This is a genomic window from Gilvimarinus algae (assembly GCF_030518215.1).
GTDB classification, from domain to species: domain Bacteria; phylum Pseudomonadota; class Gammaproteobacteria; order Pseudomonadales; family Cellvibrionaceae; genus Gilvimarinus; species Gilvimarinus algae.
The window spans coordinates 699,449-720,905 of the sequence record NZ_JAULRT010000062.1; the positions used below are offsets into that span (position 1 = coordinate 699,449).

Below are 21,457 nucleotides of genomic sequence, written 5' to 3' on the forward strand. Positions count from 1 at the left end.
CAGCCGTGCAAGGTTGTGCAAAGTCTGCCACCAGGAAGAGGTCAGATGGCTGCAATCCGCTACACTGGAAGAGTCTGCTGACTGTCCCTTTGTGCGCTGTCTTACCATGCAAGAGCCTGCTACCACTATCCCATTTTCTCTGGTCGTAACCCTCGCGGCGGCCATGATGCTGGGGCCGTTTTCTCTGGATACCTACCTGCCGGCGTTTCCTGCTATCGCCGATGATCTGGGCGTTTCGTCCCAAGCCGTGGCCGTCAGTGTTTCTGTGTATATATTTGCGCTCGCCGCCGGTCAGTTGGTGGGTGGTCCGCTCTCTGACAGGGTAGGGCGCAAACAGGTACTGCTGGCGGGTTTGGTGATTTTCGCCGCCGCCAGTGCGCTCTTGGCCACATTACACACCTTGCCGCACTTTTTGGCGGCCCGTGCACTGCAGGCGGTGGGCGCCGGGTGGGTGCTGGTATCGGTACCGGCCATGGTGCGCGATCGCATCAGTGGTCAGGAGGCGGCAAAGCTTTTTTCACTGCTGGGGTTGGTATTGGTGGTTGCCCCCGCCATCGCCCCTAGCATTGGCAGCTTACTGCTGAAAATCGGTCCCTGGATGGGCATCTTTATCTTTATGGCAGTGTATGCGCTGATTATGATCCCGGTGCTGATCAAGGTGGTATTCAGTGAGCCTGTACAGCACCGGGCTCAGGAGCGTCCCAGGGGCCGTTTTCTCAGCCCCTATCTGACTGTGTTCAGGACCCGCCAGGCGCTACCGTATCTGGCCTGGCAGATCGGTGCCTTCTCCGTCATGATGGTGTTTATCACCCACGGTTCTTTTATTTACCAGGACCACTTCGGTCAGTCCGCCGATGGCTTCGCTCTGATGTTCGGCGCCAATATTGTCGCCATGTTTTGTTGCAACCTGATCAATCGCGCCCTATTGGCCCGCTGTGTCAGCTCGCTGCGCGTTTTGCAGCTGGCCACTGGTCTACAGGGCTTGGGCCTGTTCATGCTTTTATTGGCCGCGCTGTTGCAGTGGCCGGTATGGGCCTTTCTCCCGGCGATGATGCTTACCGTGGGTGCCCATGGCGCGCTCTCGCCCAACCTGCACGCCTGCTATATGGAACATTTCCCGCAAAACAGTGCCACCGCCGCGGCGTTGTTGGGGGCTTGTCAGTTTGGCGGCGCCGGTGTATTGAGCGCCTTGTCAGGCCTACTGCCACATACGTTGCCGGCCGTGATTCTGGCCATGGTGTGCTGTGGCCTGATCGCCCAGGGGTTTATGTGGCGCTCGTTAGTGACGAACCGGCCGCTATAAACGGTCTTCTAACGCCTCGCAGTAAATGGGAGGCGGCTTATTGAACATGTAACGACCGATTAAATACCTACGGTTGTTAACAATTATTAGATGGTAAAGAGCATCGCTGTTTCCGCCAATGTATTTTGAAAGAACACCTTGGATCTTTAGATAAACGTCAGGTGTGACAATGGTCTCCGCTGTTTCATTTATCGGCGTTGAAGAAACACCGACATACTCTTCACATATGTAGCCATCTAGATCACTTGTTTTTAACAGTTTGACGAGTGAGTGATCAGGTATGTCTTTGACGCCGAAAACGGCTAGGTTATCTTTCCCAGTGTCTTCAATTAAATTTTTCCAGTTAAGGTGTGTAATTTCTGTGCAATTTTGGTAGGAAACCAGATTCGATGAGAGCCCTCTTTGACATATGGATTCAATGCTTTTTGAAGCTGTAAATTGAGCCGGAAATGCCAGGATAAGGAAAATTTTTAGCCTGTCATTAATCCCCATCCTTTTCGCCTACCTGTTCTATTGAGATATTGACGTAGAAATAGCGACCGTGCCGGATCACATCTCCCCGGCGGTAAGAGTGGTTATCCTCCCAGGGCTCCATTTGCTGAAACGTTGTAGCACTGCTTGTGGCAGTGACTAATGAGCTGAGAAGTAAAAGGCTAAGCAATACGATTTTATACATTGCGTCCTCCATGACGATTTGACGGTTGGCAAAGACGTCCCGCCAGAGGGCGAGAGTGAACGGAGGGCTAACGGACGGATTGGGGCAGGGCGACAATCCATGTCGGTCGGCTATCTACTTGTCTTGTGGCAGGTCTAGTTGATGTGACAGTAAGATGGCAGCTTGTCCGCAAAAACTGTGATGCTCGTCTCATTTTGTTGCAAAGTGTTTTTATATTTACAATGAAACCGGTTTCATATAGCATCATGGCCGACAATCCGATAACAAAGATAAAGGGTAGCGGTATGCTTTTTAGGTCGATGACTTCTCTCACGCTAACGGCGGCAATTTTGGTTGGCTGCGGTGGTGGTTCGGGCGGAGGCGGCACAGGGCCGGTAACCTCCAGTGCCAGCAGTGAGTCAAGCGCACAGAGTTCGGTGGGAAGTTCATCCTCGAGTAGCAGCCAGTCTTCCAGTGCTCAATCTTCGGCGTCCAGCAGTCTCTCGTCTTCTGTGGCGGCCCTTGAGTTGTGCGGCGTAACGGCCCCTGCGACCATGCCCACTGACATTGACGCTCTGCCTTCGGCAAAGTGTATTGCCGTGGACCAGTTTGGCTATTTACCTGAGGCGTCAAAGATCGCTGTGGTGCGTAATCCGGTGGAGGGCTTTGATGCCGATTTGAGCTTTACCCCCGGCAGCAGCTATTCAGTGGTGAACACGGCAAATAATGAGGTGGTATTTACCGGCGCGCCCACAGCCTGGAAAGACGGTGCAGTGAACACCACCAGCGGTGATCAAATCTGGTGGTTTGATTTCAGTGCGCTGACCGAGCCCGGCAGCTATGTAGTGGTGGATGCTGAGAATAAACTTCGCTCCCCGGAGTTTGCTATCGCGGAGAATCTCTACCGGCCTATTTTGATTGAGGCGGTGCGCACCTTTTATTACCAGCGCGCCGGCTTTGCCAAGCAAACACCTTTTGCAGATGCCGGCTGGGCGGATACGGCCAGCCACCTCGGTGAAGGGCAGGATACTCAAGCGCGGCTATTCAGCGCCACGGGCGATGCGAGTACCGAGCGAGACCTGAGCGGCGGCTGGTATGACGCCGGCGACTACAACAAATACAGCAATTGGCACGCGGGCTATCTGGTGAGCCTGATGCACATTTACCAAAACCGCCCCTCGGTTTGGACGGATGATTTTAACCTGCCAGAGTCGGGCAACGGGGTGCCGGATCTGGTGGATGAAATAAGATGGGGTATGGATTGGCTGATAAAAATGCAGGAGGACAATGGCTCGGTCTTGTCGGTTATGGGCCTCGGGCACGCCAGTCCACCGTCAGCCGCCACTGCGCCCAGCGTCTACGGGCCCGCGACTACCAGTGCCAGCTTGTCTGCCGCGGCGGCGTTTGCCTTCGGCGCTGAGTTTTTTAGTCAATTTGACGAGACGTTTGACGATTACGCACAAAGCTTGCGCCAGCGCGCCGAAAGTGCCTGGAGTTGGGCTGATGCCAATCCATACGTTACCTTTTACAACGCTGCTAACGGCGTAGCCGCAGGCGAGCAGGAAGTTGACGTTAATGGCCGGGCCGAGAAAAAACTCATCGCGGCTGTCCACCTGTTTTCACTGACCGGGGAGTCCGAGTATCGCGATTTTGTCGATGCCCATACCCCCAATGTTGGTTGGGTAGGCCCTTGGAACGAGCCGCTGCTGAATGCGCTCTTACACTACGCGAAGCTTCCCGGTGCCACCGCCAATGTGGCCAGTGGGATTACCACCGGCTATGTTCAGGCCATGCAAAGCGATGAAAATTGGGCGGCGGTTGACAACCAAACTGACGCTTACCGCGCCTATCTGGGCGACGGTAATTTCACCTGGGGCAGCAGTCGCACCATGGCGGTCAAGGCAGCGACTTTTTACCACTTCAATACTTATGGGCTGGGTGGGAGAAGTACCCGCACTGTGGATGACGCGGCCCTCGGCTACCTCAATTACCTGCACGGCACCAACCCCATGGGGAAAGTCTATCTATCCAATATGAGCGAGTTTGGCGCTGAAGACTCAGTGGACAGCTTTTATCACAGCTGGTTTAGCGACGGCAGCGCCAATTGGGACTCGGCCAGCGCCTCCAGCTATGGCCCAGCGCCTGGTTTTGTCGTCGGTGGCCCCAACCCGCAATACAATTGGGATAGCTGTTGCCCTGACAGTTGCGGCGCTACCGACAACAACAACCGCTGCGGTATGGCGCCGCCTTCGCCGCCGCACAATCAGCCGCCGATGAAATCTTATCTCGACTTTAACACCAGCTGGCCCCTTAACTCTTGGGAGGTAACCGAAAACTCCAATGGGTATCAGGTGGCCTATATTCGCCTGTTGTCCAAATTTGTCGAGTGAGCAGCAAACAGGAACTGTCAATTTACAGCAGGGAGGATAAATGAATTTTAAGTCAGTGGGTTTTCTCGCCCTATTTTTAGCGGCGCCAGTGTTTGCAGGCAAGGTCGCTAACGATGACCTCTTTGACATCTACCGTTTGGCCGAAGATGGAGAGTATCAAGAGGCGCTTGCGGCTCATCAGGATTTTTTTGAGCAATCGCGTTCATCACCCGACATGGGTGCGGTGCGTCTGTCCTATGCGCTTAGCCACTGGGCGGATCTTGGGCGGGTTTACCCGCCGGCACAGCAGGCGCTTGTCGAGTTGGCCGAAACGCTAAAAGAGGATTTATTGACGGGTGACGCTGAGTTCGTGACCATGATGGAGTACTCATCCGTCAATCGTGTATTGGATGCTCGCACGGCGACGGCTGAACTGTTCAAGCAACTGAGCCAGCGCTACCCGGAACAGGCGAAAAGCTACTATTTCGCGGTAAGGGACGATTTGATCGCTGCGGGCGAGTACGAGCTGATTGGTAAGTACCTCGGTGACCCTATTCTCGCTTTCGAGGATATTCGCCATAGCCGGGAGCAAACCCTCAGCAGTATTCGCCAGGGAGACTACCCATTGACACCTGATGACGCGGACAACCGATACGATTCTGAGCTGAACACGCTCCTGAATATCACGCGTTACTTGAAAATGGACGAGCAAACGAAAGAAATAGAGCGGCGCGACGCGGCTTACAGAGGGAGCGGGAGACTCTCTGAATAACCCCGGGGCTTGTTCGGCCTGCTACGACCATTCACTGAATCAGGCTTTTGAAGCGGTGGTGAGCCTTACCTGCGGTGAATGGCAGGGGGCTTGAGCGTTTAGGTCAGGCCCCATTTCCAAATACGCAGTGCCAAGCGCTGTATCGCAACGACAATAGCGCTTGGCACATTTGAATAAACCTTAAAACCGGTACTTTATTCCCGCACTCAGCTGTTTAAGCTTTTCATCTTCTGTCTCGTAGTAAGTGCCTTCCAGCGTCATCGACAACTTGGGATGAAACCGGTACTCCAACCCTAGGCCGTAGAGCAGGTCTTCCCCCTTGCTGCTATCGGGCTCCAGGATGTCAGAATCGCTGCCAGTCGTGGAGAACTCTAGGTTGGTTTCCCACTGGTAGTAGCCAAGCTCTGCGTAGACTTTGAACGTCTCGCTCACCGGCAGCCCGAACAGCAACGAGGCCTCTATCCCCTCTGCTGAAACCGACGCACTGTGCAATTGCAGGTCCAGCCGGTCAGGAACGGATGCGTTGAGGTCGCCCCTTGCCTTGAATTCACCAAAATCGACATAGCCCGCCTGCAGCGCGATATAGTCAGTAAATTCATAACCGAGGTTCAGAGCGTAGCCCGTCGCGTCACTCTGATCTCCGCTGCTCCCGGATGATCGACTGATATTGGCGCTGCCGTACCACTGACCAAAGGCGGCCTGAGAGCAAAGCGAAAGGCCGATAATGGCCATGGTGGTACTGCGGATAAACTGCTTACGCATCAAAGAGTCCTTTTTATGTGTAAATAAACCGCGCAAGCCGATCTGCCGGCTCGCGAGAGGCGCGCACTCTATACAAAGGGGCGCGTGATGGCGTTCCAGTTCGCCATATTGCCCAAAGTGGTACGGCACACTTGGCTTGGTGAGCGAAGTGTTACCGCGGATGCAGGTTTGCAGGTGGTTGTCTTGGTTAATCGTTAACCGAAAAGGTGCCTTGGTGGTAACAGCAGAAAGTAGCTTTTCTAAACCGCCTTTCGTGGGTATGATCTGGTGTGTATATAAGCGCCAGGTAGAGCGGTACAACGGTGAGTTTTGGGGGCATGGATGGGTAATACAAAAGATCAAATATTGGTCAGCTGGGTCGGCAGCTATAACCTAAAGTCTCCGAGCCGGATGCAGGCAGCCTGTGCCTATCCCATCAGTATCGTTCGCTATGAGTGTTTTGCAATTAGAATGGAGTAAGCGTCCCTCGGAGTAAAAAATGCTTTGCCCAGTAGACAACCCCAAACAACTGGAAACAAAACTCGATAAGCTGGGCCGCGTGCGTCTGTCGAAAAGCTTTTTTATGCGCGATATGTTGTACTCAACCATCGCGCAGGCTTATGGCTTGGTGAATATACCTGACCACCCAGAAGTGGCGATTGAGGCGGGCAAAGGACTATGCGAAAACCTTCTTGAGCCGATGCAGCAACAACTTGGCCCCATTGCTATTCGCTCGGCCTACCGAAGCCCGGCGGTGAATGAGTTGGGCAATAGAGAGGGGCTCAACTGTGCGAGTAACGAGAAAAACTATGCCCACCATATTTGGGATTACAAAGACGCCGATGGCTATTTAGGCGCTACCGCCACCGTGGTCGTGCCCAGCTTTATTGATTACTTCGAGACAACGGGCGACTGGACGGCACTTGCCTGGTGGATTCACGACCACTTACCTAACTACGCAAGCCTATATTTCTTCCCCAAATACGCGGCCTTTAATATCCGCTGGAGCGAAAACCCTAACACCACGCAGTCAATTAAAAGCTACGTCACCAACCCACATACCGGCGATAAAAAAGCTTTGGTTCAAAACGGCGACGTCCAGCGGGACTTCAATCGTGAGCACGTGTATCGTCCCTGGCTGGACAGTCGTAATCGGTAAGGAAAAGGGTTGCTTTTTTAGCCTACCACTGAAATGCCACTTTGACGAAGATGCCGCTGGTGTTGTTATCGATATAGCTGTCGTCGTCTGAGGTGACGCCGCTGTACACCGAGCCGCCGAGTACCCATGAGCGCTCGGTGAAGCCGTTGAAGTAGAAGTTATAGGTTCCGGCTAAGCCGTGATAGATCACGGCCTCATCACGGTTTTCGTCCATGGAGACGGTTCCGGCAAACAGGCCGAGCGCGTGTTTGTCACTGGCTACTAATCTCTCCCAACCGATGCCGTAACCCACCTCGCCGCCGACGGCGCTGGAGTAGCCCAGTAGTGCGACTGAGGCATAGTACTTTGACTTGCCATGGTTCAGTGCGTACTTCACCCCGGCAACGCCGGCGTGATCGGTGCCGAGTCCTACGGAGAAGTTGTTGTTGTCTGCGCCATGGCTGAAAGCGGCGAGGCAAAGCGTCAGTGCGGGTATAAGTGCTTTCATAAAGTCCCTTTCGTCGCAAGAGGTATTGTTGCCATTGCGCCTGAATGGTCGGTTGCCACTCAGGCGCTGTTATAGAGCTCTGGTTTTTAAGAACGTTCGCTTAACGTTTACTCTGTGCGGTATGGCGTGTTTGCCGCGGAATAAACGTCAAGCGGTAGATTTAGCTCCGGTATTCATCCATGGTGGGGCAGGAACAAATCAGGTTGCGGTCCCCATAGACATTGTCGATACGGTTCACCGAGGGCCAGACTTTATGCTGTTTTAGCCAGGCGGCGGGGCGGCTGGCTTGTTCTCGGGTGTAGGGGCGTTGCCAGTCGCCGTCGAGTACATCGTCCTGAGTGTGGGGGGCGTTGTGTAAGGCGCTGGTTTGGTAGTCGACTTCACCGCTTTCGATCTGCGCAATTTCTTTGCGAATGGTGAGCATGGCCTCGATAAAGCGGTCGAGTTCTTCCTGGCTTTCGGACTCGGTGGGTTCAATCATTAGGGTGCCGGGCACCGGAAAGGACATGGTGGGGGCGTGAAAGCCAAAGTCCATCAGGCGCTTGGCGATGTCTTCTTCGGTCACGCCGCTGGCTTCTTTCAGGGGGCGCAAATCCAATAGACACTCGTGAGCGACAAAGCCCTCAGAGCCTTTGTACAAAATGGGGTAGTGGTCGCCGAGCTTTTTCGCCACGTAATTGGCGTTGAGTATGGCCATGTGGGTTGCGAGTGCCATGCCTTCGCGGCCCATCATTTTGATGTACATCCAGCTGATGGGCAGGATGCTGGCCGAGCCCCAGGGTGCGGCGGAAATGGTGCCGTTCGCCACATCGGTTTCGGGAACAGGCTGTACCGGGTGCGCGGGCAAAAAAGGTTTTAGGTGTTCCGCCACGCCAATGGGCCCCATGCCGGGGCCGCCACCACCGTGGGGAATGCAAAAGGTTTTGTGCAGGTTAAGGTGGGAGACATCGCCACCAAATTTCCCTGGCGCGGCGACGCCAACCAGCGCGTTCATGTTGGCGCCATCAATATATACCTGTCCGCCGACATTGTGTACGGCGGCGCACAGTTCGGTGATGCCTTCTTCAAACACGCCGTGGGTAGACGGGTAGGTCACCATAATGCAGGCGATGCGGCTGGTGTACTCGCTGATTTTTGCGTTCAAATCGGCGAGGTCGACGTTGCCTTTGCTGTCGCAGTTCACGACCACGACTTTCATGCCCACCATTTGCGCTGAGGCGGGGTTAGTGCCGTGGGCCGAGGCGGGAATCAGGCAGATGTCGCGCTCGAACTCGCCTTTGCTTTCAAAGTATTTTTTAATCGCGACCAAGCCCGCGTACTCACCCTGACTGCCGGCGTTGGGTTGCAGGCTGACGGCGTCGTAGCCGGTGCAGGCCTCGAGCATTTGCTCCAGCTGTTCAAACAACACCGCATAGCCTTGCGCTTGCTCGATGGGGGCGAAGGGGTGCAGCTTGCCAAACTCCGGCCAGGTGACGGGGATCATCTCGGCGGTGGCGTTGAGCTTCATGGTGCAGGAGCCGAGCGGAATCATGGAGTGATTCAGGGCGATGTCGCGGCTCTCAAGCTGCTTGAGGTAACGCAGCATTTCTGTCTCGGACTGGTAAGTATTGAACACCGGGTGCGTGAGTACGGCGTCGGTGCGGCGCTGTTCGCTTGGCAGGCCAGCGGGTAGGGCGCCTTCGGCCAGCTGGGCATCCAGCTGGCTCAGTTGTAGCCCGTGATCTCCGGCGCAGAAAACGTTCAGTAGCTGATTGACCTCGGCCTCAGTGGTGGTTTCATCGAGGCTGATGCCGAGGCAATCTTCGCCAACGAGGCGCAGGTTGAGCTGGTTGGCGAGAGCGGTATGGTAAAGAGGTTTTTGTGCTTCGCCGACTTTGACACACAGGGTGTCAAAGTAGCGCTCGTGTGCCAAGCTAAAGCCGCGCTCTGTGAGCCCGGCGGCGAGGGTGTCTGTTAGGCGCGCGACCCGTTCGGCGATGCGTTTTAGCCCTCCTGGGCCGTGATAAATCGCGTAGAAGACGCTCATTACGGCGAGTAACACTTGCGAGGTACAGATGTTGGAGTTGGCCTTCTCGCGGCGGATGTGCTGCTCGCGGGTCTGCATGGCCATGCGCAGTGCGGTTTTGCCGCGGCTATCGATGGACACGCCGATGATCCGCCCGGGGGCGTTGCGTTTAAAAGCTTCACGGAAGGCAAAGAAAGCGGCGTGGGGGCCACCAAAGCCTATGGGCACACCGAAGCGCTGGTTGGTGCCAATCACCACATCGGCGCCCATTTCGCCGGGCGACTTGAGCAGCATCAGGGCCAGCAGGTCTGAGGCGACGGTCACCAGTTTATTCTGCTCGTGAGCGGCGCTGATAATATCCGTTAAGTCCCGCACTTCGCCCGTGGTGCCCGGGTATTGCAGCAGGGCGCCGAAACACTCGGTGTTGGCCAGTGCCTCGGGCTCATCCACAACCACTTCAAAGCCGAAGTGCTCAGCTCGGGTTTTGACCACGGCGATGGTCTGCGGATGGGTGTCGGCGGCGACAAAAAAAGTGTCGGAGCGGTTTTTCTTGTTTTGACGCTTGCACATGGCCATGGCCTCGGCGGCGGCCGTGCCTTCATCGAGCATGGAGGCATTGGCCAGCTCCATACCGGTCAGGTCAATGATCATCTGCTGGAAGTTGAGCAGCCCTTCCAGGCGGCCCTGGGCAATCTCCGGCTGGTAGGGGGTGTAGGCGGTGTACCAGCCGGGGTTTTCCAGCACATTGCGCAAAATCACATGGGGTACATGGGTGTCGTAGTAACCCATACCGATAAAGCTCTTGTGCAGCTTGTTTTTACCTGCAATGGCTTTTAATTCGGCCAGGGCTTCTACCTCGGACTTTGCCGTCTCCAGAGCCAGTGGCTCACCCAGGCGAATTTTCGCCGGTACGGTTTTCTCGATCAGACTGTCGATGCTGCTGAGCCCCAGGCTGTTGAGCATGGCGGTGCACTGGGCGGCGTCCGGGCCGGTGTGGCGCTGGATAAAGGCGTCGTGATGGGCCAGCTCGGCCAGAGGGGCACGGCGAAAATCCTGGGTCATAGAGAATCTCTTGTCTGGAAATCAGTGTCGGGAAATGCCGCCCGGATACGGGCGTTTACACCACGCTGGGCGGTGCCGGTAAAGGGGCGCAATAGTAGCAATTGGTGGGCTTTTGAGCAATTGAGAATCCGCGCCTTTGGCCGATAAACTCTTGGCCTCTATTGCTATTGGGGCGTGTTGACACTAATCTGATCGCCCGGTGGCGGGGCCACACACGGTCAGGTCTTTATCAAAGTGGCGAGTTGAGGGCTGGCACCCATTTTCCGCTCGCCCCTACGTTCAGACCGCTGAGGATTAATAAGTCGTTTCCAATAGAATAAAAGGCGATATCACAGCGTATAATGCAGAACGTCAGCAATTACACATTTCTATATTAGGTTCTTTTGGCGCAGTGAATGGAAATACCCGGCTATAAGATCATTGACACCTTGGGCGAGGGCGGTATGGCGACCGTTTACCTCGCCATTCAGGAGAGCTTTGAGCGCGAGGTGGCGCTCAAGGTCATGTCCCAGCAGCTCTCCAAGGACCCGAGCTTTGGTGAGCGCTTCATCCGTGAGGCGCGCATTGTCTCGCGCCTGATGCACCCGAATATTGTCACCGTCTACGACGTGGGTGTGCACAATGGCAACCACTATTTGTCCATGGAGTATATCCCCGGTGAGGATCTCAAAGATCACCGCTATACCCTGGCACTGGACCAGTCGCTGCAGGTGGTGCGGGACGTGGCCAAGGCGCTGGACTACGCCGGACGCAAGGGCTACATCCACCGCGACGTAAAGCCCGAGAACATCATGATCCACGCCGAGGACGGCCGCGCGGTGCTGATGGATTTTGGCATTGCGCGCGCCTCAGACGTGGCCTCGGGTATGACCCAAACGGGCACCACCATGGGCACCCCCCACTATATGAGCCCGGAGCAGGCCAAAGGGGCCAAGGTGGATCCGCGCAGCGACATCTACAGCTTGGGTGTGGTGCTGTTTCAATTAATTTGCGGTTATGTCCCCTTTGATGCGGATTCGGCGGTGGCGGTGGGCATTATGCATGTGTCCGATCCCGTGCCCCAGTTACCGGAGCATCTGGCGGTTTTCCAGCCGATCATCAATCGCGCGCTGGCGAAAAAGCGCGACGAGCGCTACCAGAATGGCGGTGAGCTGATTGCCGACCTGGATGCCATACCCGCCAGCAAAATTGACGAGATCAAGGCGGCCATCGCCGCTCTGCCCAAGGTGGACGAGGTGGATGAGTCCGCCGCCACCGTGGTGTCAGCTCAGGTGGCCAATACCCGCGTGGATACTGAGGAAGTCGCGCGTGCCACCCGCAGTGCCAAAGTGGATGACGACCAGTTGGGAGGTGCCGATAGCTTTCGCGTCAGCTCTGAAGACAGCATAGGCTACGCGGCCTCCGAGCGAACGCCCAAAAGTGGCACTGGGAAGGCTTGGTTGCTGGGTTTGGTGGTGCTTCTCGCCGGCGGCGGTTGGTACGCCTGGCAATGGCTAGAGTCTGAGGCGCCTGCCGAGCGCTTACCCGAGCGTGAATTGACGCAGGCTCCGGCGATCCGCTCGGCCAGCAGCGCCTCAATGTCGAGCGCATCGAGCGCTTCAGTCATGGCTACCGAGCAAGAGGCCGCTGCGGTAGCCGGGCAGCAGGCGGCCGCCTCGGACATCATGACGCAGGCTGAGGCCTTGCGCATGGACTACGCCGAGGACGCCAGCATTGCCCCCGAGTTAGCGGCGCTGTATCGCAAGATGCAGGGCAATGCCGAGTTGGGTGAGCAGCAAGCCGGCGAGCTGGGCTTGCAAGAGCTGGCCGACTCTCTGGACGAGCGTATTGAAAAGGCACTGGCACAGGGGCAAGTGGACGAGGCGAAGCGCCTTGCTGCCATCCGGGCAGAGACCTATGCCGACGCCGGTCGCGACGAGGCCCTGGCGGCCACTATCGCCGAACGTGAAGCGCAGCTGTGGCTCGACGAGGCACTGACCCGCGCCGCCGAATACCTCGCGGCTGATGCCCTCAGTTCTCCCGCCGGCGCCAATGCGCTGGACACCTACGAGCAGGTGCTTGAGCGCTATCCAGGCAATACCGATGCCCAGGCGGGGCTGGCCCAGGTGGTACAGCGCTACGAAGCTCTGGCGCAGGCGCAATTGGATAACGGCGACTACACCCGAGCTGCCAGCCTGGTGGAACGCGGCCTGGGCGTTGACCCTGACAACCAGACACTGAAGGCGATGCAGACCCGGCTGGCGCAGCACACCGCTGAGCTCGAACGTCAGCGTCAGGCGCGTGAAGCGCTAGTGGCTAAGGCCGATGCCCAGTTGGCGGCGGACAAGTTGATTGCCCCCAAAGGCGATAACGCTTATGAAACCTACTCCGGTCTCGCCGAGCGCGAGCCGGGTAGTGATGTGGCTGCGCAGGGCCTGGCAAAGGTCGAACAGTCTTTGCTCGGTCGCATTGACAGTATGATTCGCGCCGGTGCCCTCGATGAAGCTTCCCTGCAGTTGGCCAGTGCCCGCGACCGTTTCCCTCAGTCTCAGGCACTGCTGACCCGGCGCTTGCAGCTCGATCAGCTCGCCGAGGCGCAAAGGCCGTCGGTCTCGCGTCTGGAAGTCTCTGCCAGCCCCATGGAGACGCTCGGTCAGCCGCAGCCGGACGAGCTTGCGCCCGACAGGATAATTTATCTCGGTTTTGAGTACCGCAATTTCGACAGCGAGGCGAGTGTTATTCAGGCGCTGCTGATGGATGGCTCTCGCAGTGTGCAAATTGCCCAGGTGCCGGTGATTGTCACCAGCCGAGAGGGCACCAAGTTTTTCCGCATCGAGCGCCCGGTGGCCGGGTTTGGCAAGGGCGGTTATCACGTCGACTTGCAGCTCGGCGATCAGCGCCTGGCGAGCGTATCCTTTAAAGTGGGTGAGTGATTGGCTTTGGCCGATACCACCCCGAGAAACTTGCTACACTTACTCTGTTTGGCAGTCCCTTTAAACAAGACTCGGGTGACGAATGTGATGAGCCTTAAATCCATGGGTGGCCTTGTGCTGGCGGTTGTGTTGCTGAGCGCTTGCCAGACCCAGCCCAACGTTAAAAAAATGCAGGATGAAAACCAACAGCTGCAGGCAGAGCTGGAACAGGCCCGCGCGAAGATAGCGTCGCTGCAGAGCCAGGAGCAACAGCTACAGGCACAGATTAACGAGCTCAACCGGGTGATGGCTGTTCTCGACACCGAAAAAACCGTCAGGGTGCAGGAGTCTTCCGAGCTGCGCGGGCAGGTGCGCCGCTTTGTCCAGAAAGAGATCGACGAATTTAAAGAGTTTATGGTTCAGAGCGACTTGCTGGACTATGTCGGCGGTGAACTGGTACAGCGCAGTAAGGTGGATAATGAACCGATGCTATTGGTGGATATGGCCAACCCCATGCCCGGTGATGGCACTCTCACTGGTGTAAGCGCCCATTTCATCAAGCCCGGCACTTTCACCGTGCAGGTGATGCGCCCGGTGGGTGATCAGTTGCTGGTGATTTGGCAAAGCGGCGTCTTGCAGGCGAGCCAGTCGGGCGTGGCGCGGGTAAATTTTCCGGTGAGTGTGGGGGTAGAAAAGGGCGATTTGGTGGGTTACTTCTTTAAAGAGCCCGGTGTGGTTAGCTTTGATGAAGGCACAGGCAACACGCTCTACACCGACGACCCGGTGGGCCTTGGCCAATCGGTTAAAGTTCGCTCGCTGGACGGCAGCCGCGACAAGCGTGCCTACTCGGTGGGGGTATACGGCCTGCTCAATTAGTGTTAGCAGGCCCTAGGCCCTGACTGATTTTGGGGTGCTCAGCTCGGTGGAGCACGCGGGTTGTTTTAGTCGCTATAACGCAAAAGGGCCGGGTAGTATCCGGCCCTTTTGCTTTTTGGCTGTCGAGTAACGCGCGGTTATTCGCCGCCGTCCATTTTCGATTGCAGGTAATTCTGAATACCCACTTTCTCGATCAGTGACAGCTGAGTTTCCAGCCAGTCCACATGCTCTTCTTCGGACTCCAGGATATGCTTTAGTAGATCCCGGCTGACGTAGTCCTGCACTTTCTCGCAATAGGCCATGCCCTCACGCAGATCGGGTATGGCTTTCATCTCGACCTTGAGATCGGACTCAAGCATCTCTTTGGTGTTCTCGCCAATCAGCAGCTTGCCCAAATCCTGCAGGTTGGGCAGGCCTTCGAGGAACAGAATACGCTCCACCAGCATGTCGGCGTGCTTCATTTCGTCAATGGACTCGTGGTACTCGTGGTCAGCCAGCTCTTTCAGGCCCCAGTCTTTGTACATGCGAGCGTGAAGAAAGTACTGGTTGATGGCAACCAGCTCATTGCCCAGCACTTTGTTGAGAATTTCGATAACTTTGGGATCGCCTTTCATGACCAACTCCTTACCTTGCGCGGTATGCACCGTGAATCAATCGGCGTAAGTGTGGGCCTGAAAGTGCGTCATGTCAAGCGTAAGTGCTTGATGTGAAAGGACTTTTAAACGATTAAGAAAGTTGTTCTCATTGCGTTTTGCGCCTGAGTTACTTTGCCAGGTTCAGGCGACAGCGTAAAACTGGGGCAGGCCGCCGATTTGAGGAATTTCCTGCAGCGTTTCATCCAGAATCTCGCGGGTCAGACTCGCGCACTTGCCGCACTGGCTGGCAACGCCGAGACTTTTGCGCAGTTTGCCCAGACTGTGGGCGCCATCGTGCACCGCGGCCTGGATTTGGCGATCGGTAATACCTTTGCAGAGACAAACGTACATGGTGGCAGGGCGATCTCATGTTAAGCCTTTGTGACAATGAGATAGTATTGGTAATGAGAATCCATGTCAATAATTTGTGAGAATAATTGTTGTTTGTGGTCCCACAAAAAGGCATAAGCCGGTGGTTGTCCGCTTGCCGCTTTTAGCGACACATTCCGCAACCTGCTAAAAATGCAATCGGAGTCATATAAAAAATCAATGTGACGGGAGAAACAGAGGGTGTAAGATAGTGGCTCTCTATCAGGGGGCAAGTGCCTGATTGTTAAAGCTTTGTCACATTCCCTAGCAGATCAGGGTTGTTTTTACCCAGAGCAACCCCACCTTTGCGGGGAGTTCAATTCTCAGTCCGTTAACTTAGGAGATTAAGACATGGGCGTATTAGTTGGAAAACAAGTACCGGATTTTACTGCAGCGGCTGTATTGGGCAACGGCGAGATCGTTGACGAGTACAAGCTGTCCGAAGCCATTAAAGGCAAAAAAGCGGTGATCTTTTTCTACCCGCTGGACTTCACCTTTGTATGCCCGTCTGAGCTGATTGCTTTTGACAACCGTTTTGACGCTTTCCAAAAGCGCGGTGTGGAAGTGATTGCCGTTTCCATCGACTCTCAGTTTACCCACAGCGCCTGGCGCAACACTCCGGTGAACGAGGGTGGTATTGGTCAGGTGAAATACACTATGGTTGCCGACACCAAGCACGAGATCTGCCAAGCGTTTGACGTTGAAGCCGACGCCGGTGTCGCTTACCGCGGTTCTTTCCTGATCGATGAAGACGGTGTTGTCCAGCACCAAGTGGTCAACAACCTGCCGCTGGGCCGCAACGTCGATGAGATGCTGCGTATGGTCGATGCCCTGGCGTTCCACCAGGAGCACGGTGAAGTTTGCCCGGCTGGCTGGCAGGAAGGTGACAAGGGTATGGACGCCTCTGCCAAGGGTGTTGCCTCTTACCTGGCCGAGAACTCTGGCAAGCTGTAAGACGCTTACCTGTAGTTGCCAAAAACCCGGCCCTCTGGCCGGGTTTTTTATATCTGCGCGACCTTGGTGGCAGCCACATGGCCGTTATAGCAAAGTTCAGAGAAAAGCTGGAAAAACAGGGCTAACCTATAAGAAAATAGCCTAAGAAAACGATTGCGTCGATCGAGCTTTAGCCTTTAAATGCGCGCCGATTTGATTCCAGTGTCCCTGGTATCTACGGTTTTAGGGGTGATTTGCTCTGGCGGATCGCCCCTTCTTTTTTACCGCGAACACTTGCCTTGGAGGCTGCCATGTCCATGAATGAATTTAACGGTGTCACCCAGTTGGCGGATTTCTATTCGTCTGAGACGTTTACCCGCATTAAGAACTTTGCCGACCAGCGTGAGACCCCATTCGTGGTGATTGACCTGCCGACCATTTCCGGCGCCTACGATGAGCTGGTGGGGCATTTTGACTACGCGGATATTTACTACGCGGTAAAAGCCAACCCTGCCGAGGCGATCCTTAAGTTATTGCGCGATCGCGGTGCCAACTTTGACATTGCCTCGCGCTACGAGCTGGACAAGGTCATGGGTCTGGACGTCGATGCCTCGCGTATCAGTTACGGCAACACCATCAAGAAAGCGCGCGATATCCGCTATTTTTACGAGCGCGGCGTGCGCCTGTTCGCCACCGATTCGGAGTCCGACCTGCAGACCATCGCCCGTGAAGCGCCCGGCTCGCAAGTGTACGTGCGCGTGCTGACCGACGGCTCGCAAACCGCCGATTGGCCTTTGTCGCGCAAGTTTGGCTGTGAAACCGAGATGGCCGTCGAGCTTTTGACAGAGGCCCGCGAACTTGGGCTCGAGCCCTATGGTGTATCTTTTCATGTGGGCTCACAACAGCGTGAAATCGGCAGCTGGGACGCCGCCTTGGCCAAGGTCAAGGTGATCTTTGACCGCCTGCGCGACGAGCAGGGCATTGAGCTGAAGATGATCAACATGGGCGGTGGCTTTCCGGCCAATTACATCAGTCGCACCAATGATCTGGCGACCTACGCCGAAGAGATCACCCGCTTTTTGCAAGAGGATTTTGGCGAGGAGTTTCCCCGCATCATTCTCGAGCCCGGCCGCTCACTGATTGCCAATGCCGGTATTCTGGTCAGTGAAGTGGTGCTGATTTCGCGCAAATCCCGCACCGCCTTGCATCGCTGGGTCTTTACCGATGTGGGTAAGTTTTCCGGCCTGATCGAAACGCTGGACGAGTCCATCAAGTACCCGGTGTATACGGAAAAAACCGGGGAACTGGAAGGTTCGGTGCTGGCGGGGCCAACTTGCGACAGCGCCGATATCATGTACGAGAACTTCAAGTACCCACTGCCGTTGACCCTGGAGCCAGGCGACAGGCTCTACTGGCTCTCCACCGGTGCCTACACCACCAGCTACAGTGCGGTGGAGTTTAACGGCTTTCCGCCGTTGGCCGAGTACTGCATCGGCGAGTAATCGGTGGTACATTGCCTCGCTTGCAAAAGGAGAAATCTGTGAGCGAGGCAAAACCCATTCAGCTCGAGCCCGGCTGGCTTCACGAGTTACAAGGCGAGTTCGACAAGCCCCATATGCAGGCGCTTAAAGCGTTTCTGCAAGCGGAAAAACAGGCGGGCAAAGAAATCTACCCGCCGTCCCCCCTGATGTTCAACGCTTTTAACAGCACGCCTTTTGCGCGGGTCAAAGTGGTGATCCTGGGGCAGGACCCCTACCACGGACCGGGTCAGGCACACGGGCTGTGTTTTTCGGTACCTGAGGGTGTGCCGCCACCGCCTTCTTTGCAAAACATGTTTAAGGAAATTGAGCGCGATCTCGGATTGGCGCGTCCCGCCCACGGCTGTCTGCAGCGCTGGGCAGAGCAGGGCGTTTTGTTGCTGAATGCGACCTTGAGCGTAGAGCGTGGTCGAGCCGGATCCCATCAAAACCGCGGCTGGGAAGCGTTTACCGATGCGGCTATAGACGCACTCAATCGCGACCGCGAAGGGCTGATCTTTTTACTCTGGGGTAGCTATGCGCAGAAAAAGGGTCGGTTGATCGATACCCGCCGGCATTTGGTTCTCACGTCGCCGCACCCCTCACCCCTGTCGGCGCATCGGGGTTTCATCGGCAATGGCCACTTTGGCAAGGCGAACGAGTATTTGCGCCGTCGGGGTGTGGAGCCCATAGACTGGCGAGTTTAGACGCGCTGGATGTCGGCTTATAAAAAAAGCAGCCCAAAGGCTGCTTTTTTTATGGTGCGCTTAGGCCACTTTACTGAAGCAGGGTCATGGCCGCTTCCATATCGGCCGATAGGTCTTCGGCCTCGGCCATCTGCATGTCCGGGTCCATGCCCAGGCGCGCGAAGGCGCTCACTTGGTGATAGTCCACCTGCCCCAGCGCAGAGTTGGTGCCCAGGTAGCTCTGAAGCATGGCGACGGTGACAATATCGACGTAATCGGCTTCGGCCACCTGGCGGTCAAACTTCATATGTTGTGAGGGAATGTGGGCCAGCTCGGCGGGAAAGTCCCAGGCCTTGAGAATCAGATCGCCGATCGGTCCCTGCAGCTGGTTGATCACAGTATCGAGCGTCAGGCTGTCTTTGAGGAGAGAGGGGTGCTCTTCGGCGTAGGTAAGAATCGGCAGAACCCCGATCTTGTGAATCAGTCCGGCTAGGGTGGCTTGGTCCGGCCGCAAGCGCGTGTAGTGGCGGCAGAGCACGTGGCTGATACCGGCAATTTCACTGGAGCGGGTCCAGACATCGCGCAAGCGCTTATCCACCAAGTCGGACGTGGCCTGAAACATCTGCTGCATCGCGAGGCCAGTCGCGATATTGCAGGTGTATTCGATCCCCAGGCGCATGACGGCGGTTTTTAAATCTTCAATGGCTTTGTTGGCCCGCAGTAGAGGGCTGTTGGCCACCCGCACGATGCGCGCCGACAGGGCAGCGTCGTTGCCAATGACCGCCGTCAGTTGGTCCATGTTGGCATCCGGGTCCTCTGCCACCTCTCTTACGCGCAGCGCCGCCTCTGGCAGTGTCGGCAGGACCAGCTTGTCGGATTTGATGGCGGAGATGATGTCCTGGCGGACGGTATCTACTACTTGACTCATTGGCAGTCCCGTTGGTTTTCTTGTCAGGTGTTATTGTCTGCTGTGGGCAGCGCATAGGGCAAGCTCAATCGCTCGACTGGCGTGCCCTCGGGGCCGAGTGGCGGCGCGGCGCTCTCCTTCTCGGGCAGCACGGCCAAGGCTTCGGCCCGGCCTTTGGCTGCCCAGGCCAGCTGCACCAGCTCGGCGCAGGCTTTGCCTTCGGCGTCGGCAAGCGTGGTGCCCGGTGTCGGCAACTCGCTGGCGTCAAAGCCAATACGATACAGATGCTTTTTCAGCTTGCCCTTGTAGTGTAGACGGGCGACGATCTCCTGGCCCGTGTAACAGCCTTTTTTAAAACTGACGGCGCCGGTCAATTGATAGTTAAGGTCCTGAGGAGTGAAACGCTCACTGGTAGCGGCGATCACTTTGCCGGCCCCGGCGCGAATATCCTCCAGCTGCCAGTGTCCGCTGCCCGCCAGCTGGCAGGCTTCGGCCAGGGAGAGCCAGAGTTTTTGCGCCTTGTCGGCGGCCACCCAGAGCTCATAACGCTCTTCCTCGTGCTTCAGGGCAATCACAGACTCAGAGGCGAGAGCCTCGCCGGGTTGCTGCGGGTCGAGTCCGGTCTGCTGGGCGACGAGTGCACCGGCATCCGGCCCTTGCAAGCCCATCAGCCGCCAGTCTTCGCTCACCGCGCTTAGCGTGACCTTAGAGAAGACTGCGTATTTGCCCAAAGACTGGTGCAGGGTTTCCAGTAAATCGGCGCTGGTGCGCAGCAAAAGCGTGTCGGGATTGGCGGCTGCGCAAGCAAAGCTGGCGATGATTCGCCCTTTGAGGTTGCACTGCGCGCCGGGCAGCCAGCGGCCTTTTTCTAGCTCGCGTAAATCGCAGGTCACCTGGCCCTGTAGAAATTTGCGGGCATCGGGGCCCTGAACCTGCAGCAGAGCCTCTTGACCGATAGCGGTCAACCAGGTGCTGGTGGTGCACGGCGGCGCCGGGTCGCCGGCAAACAGCACGCTGCCGTCGGTTAGCAGGCGTGCGCCTTGAGCTTCAAGAAACTCCAGCCAGTTACTCATAGGTGCCTCGCGTAGGGCAAAAGCGCCATGGTAAGCCCCCGCGCCTTTGCAAATAAAGGGGCGTCAGAGAGTTTTACTGTGTCAGCAAAAATTCGATCAGGGCCTTTTGGGCATGCAGGCGGTTTTCCGCCTCTTGCCAAACCGCAGAGTCCGGACCGTCAAGCATTTCGGCGCTGACTTCTTTGCCCCGATAGGCCGGCAAGCAGTGCATAAAAAGAGCGTCTTTGGCCGCGTGGCTCATCAGCTCGGCATTGACCTGGTAACTGGAGAAAACACGCTCGCGCTCTTTTTTCTCGTCTTCCTGGCCCATGGACGCCCAGGTGTCAGTCACCACCAGGTCGGCGCCGGCAACGGCTTGCTCTGGTGTGCTGCACAGCTTTACCCGATCGGTGTAGCCGTCAAGGCGCGTGGCTTCGGGGGCAAAGCCCTCCGGACAGGCGATGCGCAACTCGAAATCGCACAGCGCCGATGCGTTGATATAGGAGTTGCACATGTTGTTGCCGTCGCCGACCCAGGCCACGGTGCGACCCTGCAGCGAGCCTCTGAGCTCGACAAACGTCTGGATATCGGCCAGTAATTGGCAGGGGTGGTAGTCGTCGGTCAGGGCGTTGATCACCGGCACACGAGAGTACTCGGCAAAGCGTTCAATAATGTCGTGGCCGAAGGTGCGGATCATGACGATGTCCACCATGCGCGAGAGCACACGGGCCGAGTCTTCAATGGGTTCGCCGCGGCCGAGTTGGGTGTCGCGCGGTGACAGAAACAGGGCGTGACCGCCGAGCTGTGCCATGCCGGTCTCAAAAGACACACGTGTACGGGTGGAGGATTTTTCAAAAATCATCCCCATCACCTTGCGCTCCAGCAAGGGCTTGGCGCGGCCTTCGTACAGCTCTTTTTTCATCGCAATGGCGCGGTCGATGATCGCTTTGAGCTCGTCTTTGCTGATGTCGTTCAGCGTGAGAAAGTGCCGCACTTTTTTGCGTTGCTCTGGTGCTCTAGCTGCAACCATAGTTTTGC

General features: G+C 56.5%; 18 protein-coding genes. 9 read left to right on the plus strand and 9 right to left on the minus strand.

Features of this window, described 5'->3' with window-relative positions:
* Nucleotides 1-106: 106 nt before the first annotated feature.
* Entirely contained in the window at nucleotides 107-1,303 is a 1,197-nt protein-coding gene (locus QWI16_RS17870; protein WP_302715288.1) for a multidrug effflux MFS transporter, read from the plus strand.
* Here QWI16_RS17870 and QWI16_RS17875 read toward each other — a convergent pair.
* Entirely contained in the window at nucleotides 1,298-1,795 is a 498-nt protein-coding gene (locus tag QWI16_RS17875) for a hypothetical protein (protein ID WP_302715290.1), read from the minus strand. The genes QWI16_RS17870 and QWI16_RS17875 overlap by 6 nt on opposite strands.
* A gap of 468 nt (nucleotides 1,796-2,263) precedes the next feature.
* On the opposite strand from QWI16_RS17875, the gene QWI16_RS17880 reads away from it, so the two are divergent.
* Nucleotides 2,264-4,348 carry a glycoside hydrolase family 9 protein gene (locus tag QWI16_RS17880; RefSeq protein ID WP_302715292.1) on the plus strand — a complete coding sequence of 695 codons (2,085 nt, stop codon included), beginning with the start codon at nucleotides 2,264-2,266 and terminating at the stop codon, nucleotides 4,346-4,348.
* A 40-nt stretch (nucleotides 4,349-4,388) separates the two neighbouring features.
* A complete protein-coding gene (locus QWI16_RS17885; protein ID WP_302715293.1) occupies nucleotides 4,389-5,099 on the plus strand; it encodes a hypothetical protein in 711 nt (236 codons plus the stop codon).
* A 180-nt stretch (nucleotides 5,100-5,279) separates the two neighbouring features.
* Here the strand turns inward: QWI16_RS17885 and QWI16_RS17890 are convergent, their stop codons facing one another.
* Complete coding sequence (locus QWI16_RS17890) at nucleotides 5,280-5,861, minus strand: outer membrane beta-barrel protein (RefSeq protein ID WP_302715295.1); 582 nt, start codon at nucleotides 5,859-5,861, stop codon at nucleotides 5,280-5,282.
* Between the two features lie 478 nt (nucleotides 5,862-6,339).
* Between QWI16_RS17890 and QWI16_RS17895 the strand changes: the two genes are divergently transcribed.
* Nucleotides 6,340-6,999, plus strand: coding sequence for a hypothetical protein (locus QWI16_RS17895; RefSeq protein WP_302715297.1), 660 nt, complete (start codon nucleotides 6,340-6,342; stop codon nucleotides 6,997-6,999).
* A 22-nt stretch (nucleotides 7,000-7,021) separates the two neighbouring features.
* Here QWI16_RS17895 and QWI16_RS17900 read toward each other — a convergent pair whose 3' ends face one another.
* Nucleotides 7,022-7,486, minus strand: a complete 465-nt coding sequence (locus tag QWI16_RS17900; RefSeq protein WP_302715299.1) for a hypothetical protein — start codon at nucleotides 7,484-7,486, stop codon at nucleotides 7,022-7,024.
* 160 nt (nucleotides 7,487-7,646) lie between these two features.
* Entirely contained in the window at nucleotides 7,647-10,553 is a 2,907-nt protein-coding gene (gcvP, locus tag QWI16_RS17905) for an aminomethyl-transferring glycine dehydrogenase (protein WP_302715301.1), read from the minus strand.
* Between the two features lie 395 nt (nucleotides 10,554-10,948).
* On the opposite strand from gcvP, the gene QWI16_RS17910 reads away from it, so the two are divergent.
* Together QWI16_RS17910 and QWI16_RS17915 are read left to right on the plus strand one after the other, a co-directional pair.
* Nucleotides 10,949-13,465 carry a protein kinase domain-containing protein gene (locus QWI16_RS17910; RefSeq protein ID WP_302715303.1) on the plus strand — a complete coding sequence of 839 codons (2,517 nt, stop codon included), beginning with the start codon at nucleotides 10,949-10,951 and terminating at the stop codon, nucleotides 13,463-13,465.
* An 87-nt stretch (nucleotides 13,466-13,552) separates the two neighbouring features.
* Entirely contained in the window at nucleotides 13,553-14,320 is a 768-nt protein-coding gene (locus tag QWI16_RS17915; RefSeq protein ID WP_302715609.1) for a hypothetical protein, read from the plus strand.
* Nucleotides 14,321-14,457: 137 nt separating this feature from the next.
* Here the strand turns inward: QWI16_RS17915 and bfr are convergent, their stop codons facing one another.
* Both bfr and QWI16_RS17925 read right to left on the minus strand, forming a co-directional pair.
* Nucleotides 14,458-14,934, minus strand: coding sequence for a bacterioferritin (gene bfr / locus QWI16_RS17920; protein WP_302715305.1), 477 nt, complete (start codon nucleotides 14,932-14,934; stop codon nucleotides 14,458-14,460).
* 162 nt (nucleotides 14,935-15,096) lie between these two features.
* Complete coding sequence (locus QWI16_RS17925) at nucleotides 15,097-15,306, minus strand: bacterioferritin-associated ferredoxin (protein ID WP_302715308.1); 210 nt, start codon at nucleotides 15,304-15,306, stop codon at nucleotides 15,097-15,099.
* 369 nt (nucleotides 15,307-15,675) lie between these two features.
* Here QWI16_RS17925 and QWI16_RS17930 point away from each other — a divergent pair, with 369 nt between their 5' ends.
* The 3 genes from QWI16_RS17930 to ung all read left to right on the plus strand — a co-directional run bounded on the left by QWI16_RS17930 (nucleotide 15,676) and on the right by ung (nucleotide 18,481).
* The gene (locus QWI16_RS17930) at nucleotides 15,676-16,278 is read left to right on the plus strand and encodes a peroxiredoxin (RefSeq protein ID WP_302715310.1); all 603 of its coding nucleotides are present in this window, start codon (nucleotides 15,676-15,678) and stop codon (nucleotides 16,276-16,278) included.
* 290 nt (nucleotides 16,279-16,568) lie between these two features.
* On the plus strand, nucleotides 16,569-17,759 hold the full coding sequence (locus tag QWI16_RS17935) for a type III PLP-dependent enzyme (protein WP_302715313.1): 1,191 nt from the start codon (nucleotides 16,569-16,571) through the stop codon (nucleotides 17,757-17,759).
* Between the two features lie 38 nt (nucleotides 17,760-17,797).
* Nucleotides 17,798-18,481: a uracil-DNA glycosylase gene (gene ung / locus QWI16_RS17940; protein WP_302715315.1), complete on the plus strand. Its 684-nt coding sequence runs from the start codon at nucleotides 17,798-17,800 to the stop codon at nucleotides 18,479-18,481.
* A gap of 70 nt (nucleotides 18,482-18,551) precedes the next feature.
* Here ung and QWI16_RS17945 read toward each other — a convergent pair whose 3' ends face one another.
* The 3 genes from QWI16_RS17945 to argF form a co-directional block, all read right to left on the minus strand.
* Nucleotides 18,552-19,388 (minus strand): HDOD domain-containing protein, encoded by an 837-nt coding sequence (locus QWI16_RS17945; RefSeq protein ID WP_302715317.1) that lies wholly within the window; start codon nucleotides 19,386-19,388, stop codon nucleotides 18,552-18,554.
* Between the two features lie 23 nt (nucleotides 19,389-19,411).
* Nucleotides 19,412-20,440: a CAF17-like 4Fe-4S cluster assembly/insertion protein YgfZ gene (gene ygfZ, locus QWI16_RS17950; RefSeq protein ID WP_302715319.1), complete on the minus strand. Its 1,029-nt coding sequence runs from the start codon at nucleotides 20,438-20,440 to the stop codon at nucleotides 19,412-19,414.
* Between the two features lie 73 nt (nucleotides 20,441-20,513).
* Nucleotides 20,514-21,449 carry an ornithine carbamoyltransferase gene (argF, locus tag QWI16_RS17955; RefSeq protein WP_302715321.1) on the minus strand — a complete coding sequence of 312 codons (936 nt, stop codon included), beginning with the start codon at nucleotides 21,447-21,449 and terminating at the stop codon, nucleotides 20,514-20,516.
* Between the last annotated feature and the right edge of the window lie 8 nt (nucleotides 21,450-21,457).